Here is a 14332-nt window from a genome sequence, read left to right as displayed (position 1 = left end):
GTTCGGAGCCCGATGAGTGGCGCGGACTATCGGGGCGCTCTTTGCGCCAGCGCAAATACGAGAGACGCCGGGACCGGGTATCCGATTGCCGGGAGGTCACCGTATGCAACCCGCTGGATCGGTCGTGCCGCAGGTCCCGGCGCCAATCGCCGCCGCCCTGCGCCCCTTGCCCCTGTTGCTGCTGAGGCCGCCGCTGGCCATGCTGGCGGTCCGGATCCGGGACCGGCATCCGGAATTGTTCGAGCGCCTCGGCCCACATGCCGCCAAGCGCTTCGGCCTCGATCCGACCGACCTGCCGTTCGCCTTCGTGCTCGAGCCGCGACCGGCGGCGCCGAGCGTGACCCCGGTGCGCCAGCTGCCGCGCGACCTCGACGTGCGCATCGCCGGGCCGCTTGGGGCGCTGCTCGGCATGGTCGACGGGGCATTCGACGGCGACGCCCTGTTCTTTTCCCGAAGCCTGCAGGTGGAGGGCGACATGGAGGCGCTGCTCGCTTTGCGCAACGCCGTCGACGATGCCTGCATCGACCTGCGGCGGATCGCCCTGTCGCCGTTGGGCCCGGCCGCCGATCCGCTGGACCGGGCGTTCCGCCGGGTCCGCGCGGCGGCGGGCCGGGTCGCCGCTCACCGGACGGAGAGCCGCTCATGGAACTGATCTGCCCGGCCGGGACGCCGGCCGCCCTGAAGGCCGCGGTCGCGGCCGGCGCCGACGCGGTCTATTGCGGGTTCCGCGACGAGACCAACGCCCGGAACTTCCCCGGTCTGAACTTCAGCCGCGACGAGCTGCGCGCCGGTATCGAGCACGCCCATCGCGGCGGCGTCCGGGTGCTGGTCGCCGTCAACACCTTCCCCCGTGCCGGCGCCATCGAGGTCTGGCACCGTGCCGTCGACGACGCGGTCGCCGCCGGGGCGGACGCGCTGATCCTGGCCGATCTCGGCCTGCTGGCCTACGCGGCCAACCGGCACCCCGGTCAGCGACTGCACGTCTCGGTGCAGGCGGCGGCCGCCAACCCGGACGCCATCGGCTTCTACGTCGAGGCGTTCGGAGTCCGGCGGGTGGTGCTGCCGCGGGTGCTGAGCGTGCCCGAGATCGCCGCGATTGTCCGCGAGATCGACTGCGAGACCGAGGTGTTCGTGTTCGGCGGGCTGTGCGTGATGGCCGAGGGCCGATGCTCGCTGTCGTCCTACGCCACCGGCCAGTCGCCCAACATGCAGGGGGTGTGCTCGCCGGCCGGCCATGTGCGCTACGAGGAGCGCGACGGCCGGATGCTGTCGCGGCTCGGCCGCTTCACCATCAACGCCTTCGGTCCCGGCGAAGCCGCCGGCTACCCGACGTTGTGCAAGGGCCGGTTCGCCACCGATCTCGGGACCGGCTACCTGTTCGAGGATCCGGTCAGCCTCGACGCCGCGAGCCTGCTGCCGGCTTTGCGCGACGCCGGGGTCACCGCCCTGAAGATCGAGGGCCGGCAGCGCAGCCGCGCCTACACCGAGCGCGTCGTCGGCGGCTTTCGCGACGCCCTGGCGGCGCTGGCCGCCGGCCGCGAGATCGACACCGCGGCGCTCGCCGACCTGACCGAGGGCCAGGCGACCACCGCCGGCGCCTACCGCAAGACCTGGCGTTGACATCCCGATCCGCGATCCCGACCGGGGAGGAGACCGCAATGCAGCTCACGCTCGGACCCGTGCTGTACAACTGGCAGCCCGATGACTGGCGCGACTTCCACTTCCGGATCGCCGACGAGGCCGAGGTCGACACCGTGGTGCTCGGCGAGACCGTCTGCTCCAAGCGTGCGCCGTTCTTCGCGGAGCATCTGCCGGCGGTCGCGGAGCGGCTGAGCGCGGCCGGCAAGCGGGTGCTGCTCGGCTCGGCGATCCTGATCTCACTGCCGCGCGAGCGCCGGCAGGCGGCGGAGCTGGCCGAAAGCGGGGCGTTCATGGTCGAGGCCAACGACCTGACCTGCCTGCGATACCTGCAGGGAAAGCCGCATGCCGTCGGGCCGTTCGTCAACGTCTACAACGAGGCGACCGCGGCCTGGCTCGCCGAGCGCGGCGCCCGCCGCCTGTCGCTGCCGCCGGAGCTGCCGATGGCGTCGATCCGGACGATCGCCGGCACGCTGCCGGCCGTCACCGTCGAGGTCTTCGCCTTCGGTCGCGTGCCGCTGGCGATCTCGGCCCGCTGCTATCATGCCCGCCTGCACGGCCTGGCCAAGGACAACTGCCGGTTCGTCTGCGAGAACGATCCCGACGGGTTGCCGGTGCGCACGCTCGACGGCGACGGGTTCCTCGCGGTCAACGGCGTGCAGACGCTATCCCACACTTGCGCGGACCTGCTCGGCGAGGCGGTCGCGCTCGCCGGGGCCGGGGTCGCAGCGCTGCGCCTGTCGCCGCAGCGCTGCGACATGGTCGCGGTCGCCCGGGTGTTCCGGGACGTGCTCGATGGCCGTTGCGACGCGGCGGAGGGTCACCGGGCATTGGCTCGCCTGTATCCGGACGTGCCGTTCGCCAACGGCTTCGTTCACGGCACGGCCGGTGCCGGCATGGTGGCCTGAGCGCCGGTCGGCGGCCCGGAGGTTAGGCCGCCGGCGCCGGGCGGCGGAAGGCGACGCGCCAGTGATCCGCCGCGACCTGCCGGGCGGCGCTGTCGTAGCCGCGTCCCCCGAGCAGCCGGCGCAGCGGCACCGGGTGGAACGGTGCCTCGATCACCAGGGCGGCGCCGTCCGGCAACCTGTCGATCTCGTCCAGGATCAGGCCCAGCGGTTCGTGGCCGTCGGCGAACACCGGCCGCAGGTCGAGCCGCACCCGCTGCATCACCGCGCCGGTACTCACGGCGTCTTCCGCAGGGGACGGCGGCGCCTGGATCGGCGGTTCGACTACGGCGGCGCCGGCGGCGACCGCCAGCAAGGTGGGGGCCGGCAGGTTCAGCATATGCGCGACGTCCTGGACGGTGAGCCGGTCGGCCACCCGCTCGTCGCCCAGGACGCGGCCGAACTTCGCGATCTTCGGGTCGTGGGCCACCAGGCGCTCGAACGTCGTCTCGTGGGTCGAGACCAGCTCGAGCCAGGTCGCCTCGGGGGAAAGCGCGGTCATCGCGGAACCTCCGTCGTTCGGGTGTTCGAATTCGGCTCGCCGGGACGGAACGCCCGTACGACCGTCGGGTCGGTATCGAGCCTGGGCCCGCCGATCAGGTCGATCCCGTAGGGGATCGCGCCGAACACCGCGAGCAGGCACTCGCGGACCGCCGCCGGGCGGCCCGGAAGGTTGACGATCAGGGACGCCCCCCGGATGCCCGCCGTCTGACGCGAGAGGATCGCGGTCGGGACGTGCCGCAGGCTGATCGAGCGCATGAGTTCGCCGAAGCCGGGCAGCAGCTTGTCGCAGACCGCCTCGGTCGCCTCCGGCGTGACGTCGCGCGGGGCCGGGCCGGTGCCGCCGGTGGTGACGATCAACGGGCACCGCTCCCGGTCCGCGAGGTCGACGAGGGCCCGCTCGATGACCGGACGGTCGTCCGGCACCAGCTGGACGCAGGCCCGCCAGGGGGTGACGAGGATCTCGTCCAAGGCTTCGGCGACCGCGGCCCCGCCGGCATCGGCATAGACGCCGGCGCTGGCCCGGTCGGACACGGTCAGGATGCCGACCGGGATCGCCTTCGAGGGCGAGTCCACGGTGGCGATCGGGTCGGCATCGGCGAGCGACATCGATTGGTTCTCCCTGGCTGGCCGCCCATATCGACCGTCGGACCGGCCGGCCGGATGGTGGGGGGCCTCCGGCCGGCCGGCCGCGACCGACGGCGCTACTTGGCCGCGGTCTCGGTCGAGGCGAGCTTCTCGAACAGGCCGGCGAACACCTTCTTGGCCTTGCCGGACTGCCGGACGGCCTTGGCAGTGTCGGCGTTCACTGGGTCGCCGACCGCGACCAGCCCGACCATCCCCATGCCGTAGTGCGGCTTGCACTTGTAGCCGTAGACGCCGGGCTTCTCGAAGGTGACCGCCAGGTCGGCGTTGAACTTGCCGGCGAACGGCTGTGCGCCCTCGGGCAGCATGCCGTCGATCGACTCGGCGTTGTGACCCTTGTCGACCGCGACGAAGCGGACGGTGTCGCCGGGGGCGATCTTCACGAAGGCCGGCTCGAACACCATCATGCCGGCCGCACCTCGGTTCAGCATCTTGACCTCGACTTCGGCGGCCGATGCGGCGCCGGTGGTCGCGGCGGCTCCCACGACAGCGGCGAGAGCGCCGATCATGACGAGCTTGCGCATTGTCGAATTCCCTTCCTGAGTTTCGGATCCCGGTGAACCCGTCACACGGGCGTTGAGGCGGTCGTACCGGCAAGCGGCGACCGGCGGATTGTTCCAGGACAAACAACCGGCCGGTTCCTCATTTCCCCGGCGGTGCCGGCCGGTCGATCGCCTCGAGGCGCCGGCCGATCCTGGCAATCCGTGCGACGGTGTCGTCGAGCGCCCGCTCGGCGGCCGCCAGCATGGCCGGGTCCGGAGTGGCCAGGAGGGTCGCTTCCAGCACGTCGCACAGCCGCTCGAGCGGCCGCTGTGCCGCGTGCAGCAGGCCGACCGGCTGCCGGGTCCGGCATTCCTCGGCCTCGCAGCCGGCCGGCGGCGGCGCGGCCGTACGGGCGACCGCCTGCTCCGCGAGCTCGTCGAGCAGGGCCGCGCTCTCCGGATCGCCGGCGGCCCGCAGCCGCTCCGCCAGCAGGCGGTGACAGCCCGCGGTTTCGGCTTCGGTGGCATCGATCAGGCGGTTCAGGCCCGCGAGCGATTCGACCGGGTCGGCGTCGCCGCCGCCCTCCTGTCGCTCCTTGCGCCACGCCGCACGGCGCCAGGTCCGCAGGACTGCCGCATGCCGCAATTCCTCACGGGCGAGCGCCTCGGCCTCGCGGGCGATCGACGGATCCTCCGCCGCGGCGACGAGGTAGGCATAGAAGGCGAAAGCGCGCTGCTCGTTGTCGACCGCGATCGCGTAGGCGCGATAGGGCGTCAGGAGCGCGCTGCCGGCGATCTCGTCCCAGCTCGCGGCGAGTTCGGGCGGCAGCCCCCAGCGGAACCGGTCGTCCGCCGGCACCGATTCCCCGAGGCCCCGGGCCCAGCCCTCGACCGCGGCGATGTGGGCATCCTCCTCGCGGCCCATCGCCTCGAAGGCCGCGGCGGTTTCGGACTCGCCGCGCCGGTGCATCTCGCGGGCGAGGCGGTCGTAGCAGCGCACCGCCTCGGTCTCGATCGCGTGGGCGATGCCGACCAGTTCCGCCATGGTCGCGACGCGGGTCGGTGGCTGGACGCTGAGACGTGTCATCGGTTTCCGGAGCCTCGCATTTCCTCACCCTGCGAAGGATCGCACGACCAACGGGCCGGGAAGTTGTTCCGGCACAACATGCCGGCGGATCCGGCTCGCTAGGTTCACGCCGCCTCGGGCTTCCCCGATGCGCATGGACCTGGAGCCGTCATGCCGACCTTCCGTCCCTTCCACCTGCGGGCAGATTGCCGCCGCGTCCCGTGGCTGCGGGTTGTGCTCGCTGCGCTGGCGGTCGCGACGATCTTCCTGCCGGCCGCACCGGTACGGGCGGAGCCGCTGCTCGGCCGGTTCCTGCCGCAGGTCGACGCCGGGACGCTGGTGCCGGGCGCCGAGCGCTTCGGCGAACCGGAGGGCGCGCCGCCGCTGGCGCCGGCGCTGAGCGGCGGCAAGGTCGTCGGCTACGCCTACCTGACCTCCGACGTGGTCGGGACCGCCGGCTATTCCGGTAAGCCGATCCACACGCTGGTCGGCCTCGATCCGTCCGGCACCGTGGTGGGTGCGAAGCTGATGGAGCACCACGAGCCGATCGTGCTGATCGGCATCCCCGAGGACCGGATCGAGGACTACATCGCCGGGCTGATCGGCTTCAACCCGCTGCAGGCGGCGGCCCGCGGCGAGTCGGCGCCCGACGTCGACATCGTGTCGGGGGCGACGGTCACCGTGCTGGTGATCGGCGACACCGTCATCCGCTCGGCCGGCCGGATGGCCCAGCGGGTGCTCGGCGATCCCGGACCCGGTGCCGACGTCGGCCCGCGTCGCGTGGTCGACCCGGAAGGCGGCCAGGCCGCGGACTGGGACACCCTGCTCGGCAACGGCGCGGTGCGGCGGCTGCGCGTCTCGGTCGGCGACGTCAACGCCGCCTTCGAGCGTTCGGGCAACCGCAAGGCCGCCGACCGGCCCGAGAAGGGCGAGCCGTCCGACCGGTTCATCGACCTGTACGTCGCCCTGGTCTCGCAGCCGGCGATCGGTCGCAGCCTGCTCGGCGACGGCGGCTACGAGCGGTTGCGCAAGCGGCTGGGGCCGGACGGGGCCGCGATCCTGGTGATGGGCGAGGGCCGGTATTCCTTCAAGGGATCGGGCTACGTGCGGGGCGGCGTGTTCGACCGGATCGAGGTGACGCAGGGCACCGAGACGATCCGGTTCCGCGACAAGCAGCACGAGCGGATCGCCGACCTCGCGGCCGAGGGCGCCCCGAACTTCAAGGAGATCGCGCTGTTCCGGGTGCCGGCCGGCGTGCAGTTCGAGCCGGCCGAGACCTGGAGCCTGCAGCTGCTGGTGCAGCGCGCCACCGGGGCGCTCGACAAGGCGTTCACCAGCTTCGCGCTCGACTACCGCCTGCCCGAACCTTACGCCAGGACCGTGCAGCCGAAGGCTCCGGCCGCCGCGACGGCGGCCCCGTCGTCCCCGGCAGCGCCGGCCGCCGCAGCCGGACAGACCGCGGCGACGGAGAGCGAGCCGGCGGTTCCGCTCTGGCAGCGGATCTGGCGCAGCAAGGTCGTCTCGATCGTCGTGCTAGGCGCCATGCTGGCGGCGCTGACCGGGATCTTCTTCTTCCAGGATGTGCTGGTGAAGCACGAGAAGCTGTTCGACCGGATCCGGCTCGGCTACCTGGCGATGACGCTGTTCTGGCTGGGCTGGGTGGCGCAGGCGCAGCTCTCGATCGTCAACGTGCTGGCGTTCCTGAACTCGCTGCGCACCGACTTCCAGTGGTCGCATTTCCTGGTCGACCCGCTGATTTTCATCCTGTGGTTCTCGGTCGCGGCGGCCCTGCTGTTCTGGGGGCGGGGACCGTTCTGCGGCTGGCTGTGCCCGTTCGGCGCCCTGCAGGAGCTCGCCAACCGCGGTGCCAAGCTGCTGAAGGTGCCGCAGCTCAAGGTACCGTGGGCGGTGCACGAGCGGCTGTGGCCGATCAAGTACGTGATCTTCCTGGTGCTGTTCGGGGTGTCGCTGAGCTCGCTGGCGACGGCCGAGCAGCTGGCCGAGATCGAGCCGTTCAAGACCGCGATCGTCCTGCGGTTCATGCGCGAGTGGTGGTTCGTCGCCTTCGCCCTGGCGCTGCTCGGCGCCGGCCTGTTCGTCGAGCGGTTCTTCTGCCGCTACCTGTGTCCGCTGGGGGCCGCCCTGGCGATCCCGGGCCGGATGCGGATGTTCGACTGGCTGAAGCGCTACCGCGAGTGCGGCAACCCCTGCATGCGCTGCTTCAACGAGTGCCCGGTCGAGGCGATCCACCCGGAAGGGCACATCAACCCCAACGAATGCATCTCCTGCCTGCACTGCCAGGTCCTGTACCGACACGACCGCAAGTGCCCGGTCGTGATCCAGAAGCGACTGAAGCGGGAGAAGCGGGCGGCGATGGCATCGCCGAGCCTCGGCGCACGGCCGGCAGAACGGCCGCGCATCGCCGCGGACAAGCTCTAGTTCACGACAACGGCCACTGAAAGGGGATCCGACATGGCCAAGACGATCGATCAAGCCGCGGGCGTCAGCCGGCGCGACCTGCTGGGGACCACCGCGAAGGCGGCGACACTGGCCGGGCTCACCGGCGCCTCGGGCTTCGCGGGAGGCGCGTTGCTGGCGCCGGGTGCGGCCCACGCCGCCGCCCAGAAGGCCGAGGTCGGGCCGGGCGAACTCGACGAGTACTATGTGTTCTTCTCGAGCGGCCAGTCCGGCGAGCTCCGGATCGTCGGCCTGCCGTCGATGCGCGAGCTGATGCGGGTGCCGGTGTTCAACCGGTGCAGCGCGACCGGCTGGGGCGACACCAACGAGAGCCGGAAGATCCTGACCGAGGGCCTGCTGCCGGAAACCAGGGAGTACCTGGCCAAGCGCGGCGGCGTGTACCTGAACGGCGACCTGCACCACCCGCACATGTCGTTCACCGACGGCACCTACGACGGTCGCTACGTCTTCGTGAACGACAAGGCGAACTCGCGGGTCGCGCGGGTGCGCTGCGACGTCATGAAGTGCGACAAGATCATCGAGATCCCGAACATGGAAGCGGTGCACGGCCTGCGCGTGCAGAAGTACCCGCGCACCGGCTACGTGTTCGCCAACGGCGAGGACCGGCTGCCGCTGCCGAACGACGGCTCGGTCCTGGACGAGCCGGGCAAGTACCACGGCATCTTCACCGCCATCGACGGCGACACCATGAAGATCGCCTGGCAGGTCATGGTCGACGGCAACCTCGACAACGTCGATGCCGACTACCAGGGCAAGTACTGCTTCTCGACCAGCTACAACTCCGAGGGCGGCGTCACGCTCGCGGAGATGACCGCGGCGGAGCAGGACTGGGTGGTGGTCTTCAACATCGCCCGCATCGAGGAGGCGGTGAAGAAGGGCGACTACAAGGAGTACAACGGCGTGCCGGTGATCGACGGCCGCAAGGGCTCGCGCTACACCCGCTACGTCCCGATCCCGAACAGCCCGCACGGCATCAACACGGCGCCGGACGGCATCCACGTGGTCGCCAACGGCAAGCTGTCGCCGACCGTCAGCGTCATGGACGTGCGCCGGTTCGACGACCTGTTCGAGGACAAGATCGAGCCGCGCGGCGTCATCGTCGCCGAGCCGGAACTGGGCCTCGGCCCGCTCCACACCGCCTTCGACGGCCGCGGCAACTGCTACACGACGCTGTTCATCGACAGCCAGATCTGCAAGTGGAACCTCGAGAAGGCGATCCAGAAGTTCGCCGGCAAGGACGTCGACCCGATCGTCCAGAAGCTCGACGTCCACTACCAGCCCGGCCACAACCACACCTCCATGGGGCAGACCAAGGAGGCGGACGGCAAGTGGCTGATCTCGTTGAACAAGTTTTCCAAGGACCGGTTCCTGAACGTCGGCCCGCTGAAGCCCGAGTGCGACCAGCTGATCGACATCTCCGGCGACGAGATGAAGCTGGTGCATGACGGGCCGAGCTTCGCCGAGCCGCATGACGCCACCATCGTCCACCGCTCCAAGGTCAGCCCGGTCCACGTCTGGGACCGCAACGACCCGCTGTTCGACGACGCCAAGAAGCAGGCGGCGGCCGACGGCGTGGTGCTGGAGGAGGCGGCCGACGTGATCCGCGACGGCAACAAGGTGCGGGTCTACATGTACTCGGTGGCGCCGGCGTTCAGCCTGGAGAAGTTCACGGTCAGGCAGGGCGACGAGGTGACGGTCTACGTCACCAACATCGACGAGGTCGAGGACCTGACCCACGGCTTCACCCTGACCAACCACGGCGTCGCCATGGAGGTGCCGCCGCAGGCGACCGCGTCCATAACCTTCACCGCCGACCGGCCGGGTGTGCACTGGTTCTACTGCCAGTGGTTCTGCCACGCCCTGCACATGGAGATGAAGGGCCGCATGCTCGTCGAGCCGCGGGCGGCGTAGCCGGAGGCGTCGGTCGATGACGAGGATGCGCCAGCTACTCGTCGGCATGGCCCTGGCGGCCGTCGCGGCTTCGGCCGAGGCGGCGCCGGGGACCGCCGCCGAGCATCGGGTGCCGGCGGGCGGCGACCTGCCGGCTGCGGTCGCGGCGGCGGCACCGGGCGACGTCGTGCGCCTGGCGCCCGGCCGGCACGCCGGGCCGGTCACCGTCGACAGGCCGCTGACCCTGGTCGGCGAGCCGGGGGCGGTGCTGGAAGGCACCGGCGCCGGCAGCGTGGTCACGCTCACCGCGCCCGGCGTTCGGGTCGAAGGGCTGACCATCCGGGGCTCCGGCACCGACGTCCCGGCGATGGACTCGGCGGTCCTGGTCACCCGGACCGCGGGACGCGCCACGATCGTCGGCAACCGGCTCGACGGCAACCTGTTCGGGGTCTACCTGCACGGCGCCGCCGGCTCGCGGGTCGAGGACAACGTCATCCGCGGCCGCCGCGACCTGAGGATCTCGGAGGCCGGGAACGGGGTGTCGATCTGGAACGCGCCGGGAGCCGCCGTGGTCGGCAACGACATCCGCTACGGGCGCGACGGCATCTTCGTGAACACCAGCCGCGACAACACCTTCGAAGGCAACCGCTTCGCCGACCTGCGGTTCGCCATCCACTACATGTACACCCACGACAGCCGGATCGTCGGCAACCGCTCGACCGGCAACCATGTCGGCTGGGCGCTGATGTTCTCGGACAATCTCGAGGTCCGCGGCAACGTCAGCACCGGCGACCGCGAGCACGGGCTGCTGATGAACTACGTCAACGGCTCGCGGATCACCGGCAACGTCGTGCGCGACAGCGCCGGCAAGTGCCTGTTCATCTACAACGCGCACCGCAACCGGATCGAAGGCAACCGGTTCGAGGGCTGCCCCATCGGCATCCACTTCACCGCCGGGGCGGAGCGCAACCGGATCACCGGGAACGCCTTCGTCGGCAACCGGACGCAGGTGAAATACGTCGGAACCCGCCGGGTGGTCTGGGCGTACGAGGGGCGCGGCAACTACTGGAGCGACAACCCGGCCTTCGACCTCGACGGCGACGGCATCGCCGACCGCGAGTACCGCCCGAACGACATCGTCGACGAGCTGCTGTGGCGGCACCCACAGGCCAAGCTGCTGATCAACAGCCCGGCGGTCACCGTGCTGCGCTTCGCCCAGGCCCGCCTGCCGGCGCTGTACCCCGGCGGCGTGGTCGACACGGCGCCGCTGATGACACCGCCGGACATCGGAAGGTCCGAACCATGACACCGACGATCACCCTGGAGCACGTCTCCCGGCGCTACGGGCGCCTGTCGGCCCTCGACGACGTCAGTCTGCGGGCGGACGCCGGCGAGACCGTGGCCCTGGTCGGGCACAACGGCGCCGGCAAGACGACGCTGATGAAGCTGATCCTCGGGCTGATCCGGCCGACCGCCGGAACGGTCCGGGTGCTCGGCGAGGACCCGGCGGGCCGGCACGGCGCGCGGGTTCGCGCCCGGCTCGGCTTCCTGCCGGAAAGCGTGGCGTTTCACGCGGCGATGACCGGCACCGAGCTGTTGGCCTTCTACGCGCGGCTGAAGAACGCGCCGGTGAAGGCCAATCCGGGGATCCTGCACCGGGTCGGGCTCTCCGAGGCGGCCGATCGCCGGGTCGGCACCTACTCGAAGGGCATGCGGCAACGCCTGGGCCTGGCCCAGGCGCTGATCGGCGAGCCCGGCATCCTGCTGCTCGACGAGCCGACCTCCGGGCTCGACCCGGACTCCCGCCGGCAGGTCTACGACACCATCGCCGAGCTGCGCGACCGGGGGGCATTGGTCCTGCTCTCGACCCATGCGCTCGCGGAGGTCGAGTCCCGGGTCGACCGGGTGGCGATGCTGCATCGCGGCCGGCTGATCGCGGCCGGCGACGTGGCCGCCCTGCGGCGCCGGGCACCGATGCCCGTCCGGGTCCGCCTCACGGTGCGGCACTGCACGACGCAACGCGTGCTCGACGCCGTCGCGGCTTGGGCGACGGTGCTGGCGCGCGACCCCGAGCACCTCGACCTGGCCGTCGACCCGGCGCACCGGGCCGACGTGATCCACGCCCTCGACGGCCTGCGCGAGGTGATCGAGGACGTCGAGATCGAAAGCCCGGGCCTGGAGGCCCTGTACCGCCATCTGACCGGAGGAGACCGCCCGTGAACGCCCTCATGGTGATCGCCGGACAGGAGATCCGGGCCGGCCTGCGCAACCGCTGGGCCGCCGCGACCACGCTGATCCTGGCGGCCCTCGCGCTCAGCCTGGTGCTGCTCGGCAGTGCACCGACCGGAACCGTCGGCGCCTCGCCGGTCGCGGTGGTGGTGGTCAGCCTCGCCAGCCTGACCATCTTCCTGGTGCCGCTGCTGGCCCTGCTGCTGTCTTTCGACGCGATCGTCGGCGAGGCCGAGCGCGGCACCCTGCTGCTGCTGCTGGCGCATCCGGTGGCGCGCTGGCAGGTGGTGCTCGGGAAGTTCCTCGGTCACGGCGCGACCCTGGCGCTGGCGACGGTCGCCGGGTACGGCGCCGCCGGCGTGCTGCTGGCCGCGACGGTGCCGGCCGACGCCGAGGACTGGCGGGCCTATGCCGGGCTGATCGGGACGTCGGTCATGCTGGGTGTCGCGTTCGTCGCGCTCGGCAGCCTGGCCAGCATCGCGGTGCGCGAGCGGCCGACGGCCGCCGGCCTCGCGGTCGGGCTCTGGCTGTTCTTCGTGCTGCTCTACGATTCCGCGCTGCTCGGCGTCCTGGTGGTCGACCAGGGAACGGTGCTGAGCGGCAGCGCGCTCGACGTCCTGCTGCTCTTCAACCCGGCCGACGTGTACCGGCTGATCAACCTGACCGGCGACGGTGCGGCGGCTCTGCTCGCCGGCATGAGCGCGCCCGGCGACGCCGGCAGCATGCCGGTCGCCGTGCTGTACGGCGCGCTCGCCGGCTGGATCGTGCTGCCGCTGGCGGCCGCGGTGGCGGTCTTCAACAGGAGGCATCCATGAAGTTCATGCGGACGGCGTTGCTGGCGCTGACGGCCGTGCTGGGACTGGCAGCCTGCGGAGAGGGTGGCCAGGTCGCGACCCTGCCGACGCCGCGCGAGCCGGGACCGGACTCGGTCGGCTATTTCTGCGGCATGGCGGTGGCCGAGCACCCCGGCCCGAAGGGGCAGGTGTTCCTGCGCGGGCAGTCGGAACCGTTGTGGTTCACCTCGGTGCGCGATGCCCTGGCGTTCACCATCCTGCCGGGCGAGCCGCGGACCGTGGTGGCGCTCTACGTCAGCGACATGGGGCGCTCGACCGACGGCCGCGAGCCGTCGCCGGGCGCCTGGGTCCAGGCCCGTGACGCGGTGTTCGTCGCCGGCGGCACCGCGGTCGGCGGCATGGGTGCCCGGGAGGTGGTTCCGTTCGCCGACCGGGCCGCCGCGGAACGCTTCCGACAGGTCAACGGCGGTACGATCTACCGATTCGGCGAGGTGCCGGCGAACCTCGTCCTCGGCGCCGACGGCGGACTGGCGTCCGCCCCCACCCGTCACTAGGAACCCGACCATGACGACAGCTCAACCGACTGATACCGCCGCTGCGGCGTGCGGACGCCGACGCTTCCTGGCGATCGCCGGGGCGGCGACCGGTGTCGCGTTGTTGCCTGGTGGCCCGCAGGCACAGGCTGGGAGTGTCGAACCGTGTGTCTGGCGGGGTGTCGCCCTGGGTGCCCGGGCCTCGATCCGAGTGCTGCACCCGGACCCGGCGGAGGCACGGCGGCTGGTCGGGCTCGCGGTGCGGGAAATCGAGCGGCTGGAAGCGATCTTCAGCCTGTACCGGCCGGATTCCGCCGTCGTCGCCCTGAACAGGGCCGGCCGGCTGCCGGACCCGCCGATCGAACTGGTCGAGTTGCTGGCACGGGCAGGCGAGATCAGCCGGGCGAGCGGCGGCGCCTTCGACGTGACGGTACAGCCGCTCTGGCAGCGCTACCGCGATCACTTCGCGGAACCGGGCGCCGACCGGCTGCCCGTGGTGTCCGACCTGCTGCCGCTGGTCGACTGGCGGGGCGTCGGGGTCGAGCCGCGGGAGATCGCCTTCGCGCGCCCGGGCATGGCCGTCACTCTCAACGGCATCGCCCAGGGTTACGTGACCGACCGCGTGGCGGCGGTGCTTCGGCGCAACGGGGTGGAGCGGATGCTGCTCGATCTCGGCGAAACGCGCACGGTGGGCGACCGTGGCGCCGGCCGGCCCTGGCGGGTCGGCGTCGCCGACCCGACCGACCCGGCACGTTCGTTGGCGACCCTGGAGTGCTTCGAACGCGCGGTCGCGTCCTCCGGCGGATACGGGACGGTCTTCGATCCGGCCGGCCGGTACGGCCACCTGATCGACCCGCGTACCGGCCGGACGGCGCCGGTACTCCGGGGAACCACGGTCGCGGCGCCGGACGCGACGCTCGCCGACGCCTTGTCGACGGCGTTCTCGCTGATGGACCGGAACGAGATCCGCGCAGTGGTGCGGCAGATCGGCGGGGTCGACGTCTATCGTCTGTCGTCTGGGCAAGTCGCACGGATCGTGTAGACGCCGCGGCCGTGCACGTCGGCGCGTGCCGAGCGACAGCCCGCGCACCGCCGCCACTCCCGCTTGCCGACGGCCGCGGCCGCGACTACC

Annotated in this window: 14 protein-coding genes; 10 read left to right on the top strand and 4 right to left on the bottom strand. The window is 71.6% G+C overall.

Going from position 1 to position 14332, the window contains the following annotated elements; all coding sequences use genetic code 11:
* Nucleotides 1–103: 103 nt before the first annotated feature.
* The 3 genes from ubiT to ubiV are packed head-to-tail and all read left to right on the top strand — an operon-like array spanning nucleotide 104 to nucleotide 2546.
* A complete protein-coding gene (gene ubiT / locus IE246_RS14120) occupies nucleotides 104–652 on the top strand; it encodes a ubiquinone anaerobic biosynthesis accessory factor UbiT (protein WP_189990692.1) in 549 nt (182 codons plus the stop codon).
* Complete coding sequence (ubiU, locus tag IE246_RS14115) at nucleotides 643–1620, top strand: ubiquinone anaerobic biosynthesis protein UbiU (RefSeq protein WP_189990690.1); 978 nt, start codon at nucleotides 643–645, stop codon at nucleotides 1618–1620. The genes ubiT and ubiU overlap by 10 nt, the downstream gene beginning before the upstream one ends.
* Nucleotides 1621–1658: 38 nt before the next feature.
* Entirely contained in the window at nucleotides 1659–2546 is an 888-nt protein-coding gene (ubiV, locus tag IE246_RS14110; protein WP_189990688.1) for a ubiquinone anaerobic biosynthesis protein UbiV, read from the top strand.
* 22 nt (nucleotides 2547–2568) lie between these two features.
* On the opposite strand, the gene IE246_RS14105 is transcribed toward ubiV, so the two are convergent.
* The 4 genes from IE246_RS14105 to IE246_RS14090 all read right to left on the bottom strand — a co-directional run bounded on the left by IE246_RS14105 (nucleotide 2569) and on the right by IE246_RS14090 (nucleotide 5297).
* Nucleotides 2569–3084 carry a DUF2249 domain-containing protein gene (locus IE246_RS14105; RefSeq protein ID WP_189990686.1) on the bottom strand — a complete coding sequence of 172 codons (516 nt, stop codon included), beginning with the start codon at nucleotides 3082–3084 and terminating at the stop codon, nucleotides 2569–2571.
* Nucleotides 3081–3692 carry a molybdopterin adenylyltransferase gene (mog, locus tag IE246_RS14100; protein WP_189990684.1) on the bottom strand — a complete coding sequence of 204 codons (612 nt, stop codon included), beginning with the start codon at nucleotides 3690–3692 and terminating at the stop codon, nucleotides 3081–3083. The genes IE246_RS14105 and mog overlap by 4 nt, the downstream gene beginning before the upstream one ends.
* A gap of 95 nt (nucleotides 3693–3787) precedes the next feature.
* A complete protein-coding gene (locus IE246_RS14095) occupies nucleotides 3788–4252 on the bottom strand; it encodes a pseudoazurin (RefSeq protein ID WP_189990682.1) in 465 nt (154 codons plus the stop codon).
* 118 nt (nucleotides 4253–4370) lie between these two features.
* On the bottom strand, nucleotides 4371–5297 hold the full coding sequence (locus tag IE246_RS14090) for a ferritin family protein (protein WP_189990680.1): 927 nt from the start codon (nucleotides 5295–5297) through the stop codon (nucleotides 4371–4373).
* A gap of 150 nt (nucleotides 5298–5447) precedes the next feature.
* On the opposite strand from IE246_RS14090, the gene IE246_RS14085 reads away from it, so the two are divergent.
* Genes IE246_RS14085 through IE246_RS14055 form a run of 7 tightly spaced genes read left to right on the top strand, consistent with a single transcriptional unit; the run spans nucleotide 5448 to nucleotide 14242 of the window.
* On the top strand, nucleotides 5448–7715 hold the full coding sequence (locus IE246_RS14085; protein WP_189990678.1) for a NosR/NirI family protein: 2268 nt from the start codon (nucleotides 5448–5450) through the stop codon (nucleotides 7713–7715).
* A gap of 33 nt (nucleotides 7716–7748) precedes the next feature.
* Complete coding sequence (gene nosZ, locus IE246_RS14080) at nucleotides 7749–9665, top strand: TAT-dependent nitrous-oxide reductase (RefSeq protein WP_189990677.1); 1917 nt, start codon at nucleotides 7749–7751, stop codon at nucleotides 9663–9665.
* Nucleotides 9666–9690: 25 nt separating this feature from the next.
* Entirely contained in the window at nucleotides 9691–10950 is a 1260-nt protein-coding gene (locus IE246_RS14075; protein WP_229837128.1) for a nitrous oxide reductase family maturation protein NosD, read from the top strand.
* Nucleotides 10947–11864 carry an ABC transporter ATP-binding protein gene (locus IE246_RS14070; RefSeq protein WP_189990674.1) on the top strand — a complete coding sequence of 306 codons (918 nt, stop codon included), beginning with the start codon at nucleotides 10947–10949 and terminating at the stop codon, nucleotides 11862–11864. The genes IE246_RS14075 and IE246_RS14070 overlap by 4 nt, the downstream gene beginning before the upstream one ends.
* The gene (locus IE246_RS14065) at nucleotides 11861–12688 is read left to right on the top strand and encodes an ABC transporter permease subunit (RefSeq protein ID WP_189990672.1); all 828 of its coding nucleotides are present in this window, start codon (nucleotides 11861–11863) and stop codon (nucleotides 12686–12688) included. The genes IE246_RS14070 and IE246_RS14065 overlap by 4 nt, the downstream gene beginning before the upstream one ends.
* Nucleotides 12685–13221 carry a nitrous oxide reductase accessory protein NosL gene (locus IE246_RS14060; protein WP_189990670.1) on the top strand — a complete coding sequence of 179 codons (537 nt, stop codon included), beginning with the start codon at nucleotides 12685–12687 and terminating at the stop codon, nucleotides 13219–13221. Before IE246_RS14065 ends, IE246_RS14060 begins: the two co-directional genes overlap by 4 nt.
* A gap of 10 nt (nucleotides 13222–13231) precedes the next feature.
* Entirely contained in the window at nucleotides 13232–14242 is a 1011-nt protein-coding gene (locus IE246_RS14055; protein WP_189990668.1) for an FAD:protein FMN transferase, read from the top strand.
* The last annotated feature ends 90 nt before the right edge of the window (nucleotides 14243–14332 follow it).

The organism is Thalassobaculum fulvum, from assembly GCF_014652915.1.
Taxonomy (GTDB): domain Bacteria; phylum Pseudomonadota; class Alphaproteobacteria; order Thalassobaculales; family Thalassobaculaceae; genus Thalassobaculum_A; species Thalassobaculum_A fulvum.
The sequence above is the reverse complement of the archived record's forward strand: the minus strand, read 5'-3'. Positions and strand labels throughout refer to the sequence as shown.

Coding starts and splice junctions, on each gene's coding strand:
- ubiT (WP_189990692.1), top strand. CDS start 104: ATGCAACCCGCTGGATCGGTCGTGCCGCAGGTCCCGGCGCCAATCGCC.
- ubiU (WP_189990690.1), top strand. CDS start 643: ATGGAACTGATCTGCCCGGCCGGGACGCCGGCCGCCCTGAAGGCCGCG.
- ubiV (WP_189990688.1), top strand. CDS start 1,659: ATGCAGCTCACGCTCGGACCCGTGCTGTACAACTGGCAGCCCGATGAC.
- IE246_RS14105 (WP_189990686.1), bottom strand. CDS start 3,084: ATGACCGCGCTTTCCCCCGAGGCGACCTGGCTCGAGCTGGTCTCGACC.
- mog (WP_189990684.1), bottom strand. CDS start 3,692: ATGTCGCTCGCCGATGCCGACCCGATCGCCACCGTGGACTCGCCCTCG.
- IE246_RS14095 (WP_189990682.1), bottom strand. CDS start 4,252: ATGCGCAAGCTCGTCATGATCGGCGCTCTCGCCGCTGTCGTGGGAGCC.
- IE246_RS14090 (WP_189990680.1), bottom strand. CDS start 5,297: ATGACACGTCTCAGCGTCCAGCCACCGACCCGCGTCGCGACCATGGCG.
- IE246_RS14085 (WP_189990678.1), top strand. CDS start 5,448: ATGCCGACCTTCCGTCCCTTCCACCTGCGGGCAGATTGCCGCCGCGTC.
- nosZ (WP_189990677.1), top strand. CDS start 7,749: ATGGCCAAGACGATCGATCAAGCCGCGGGCGTCAGCCGGCGCGACCTG.
- IE246_RS14075 (WP_229837128.1), top strand. CDS start 9,691: ATGCGCCAGCTACTCGTCGGCATGGCCCTGGCGGCCGTCGCGGCTTCG.
- IE246_RS14070 (WP_189990674.1), top strand. CDS start 10,947: ATGACACCGACGATCACCCTGGAGCACGTCTCCCGGCGCTACGGGCGC.
- IE246_RS14060 (WP_189990670.1), top strand. CDS start 12,685: ATGAAGTTCATGCGGACGGCGTTGCTGGCGCTGACGGCCGTGCTGGGA.
- IE246_RS14055 (WP_189990668.1), top strand. CDS start 13,232: ATGACGACAGCTCAACCGACTGATACCGCCGCTGCGGCGTGCGGACGC.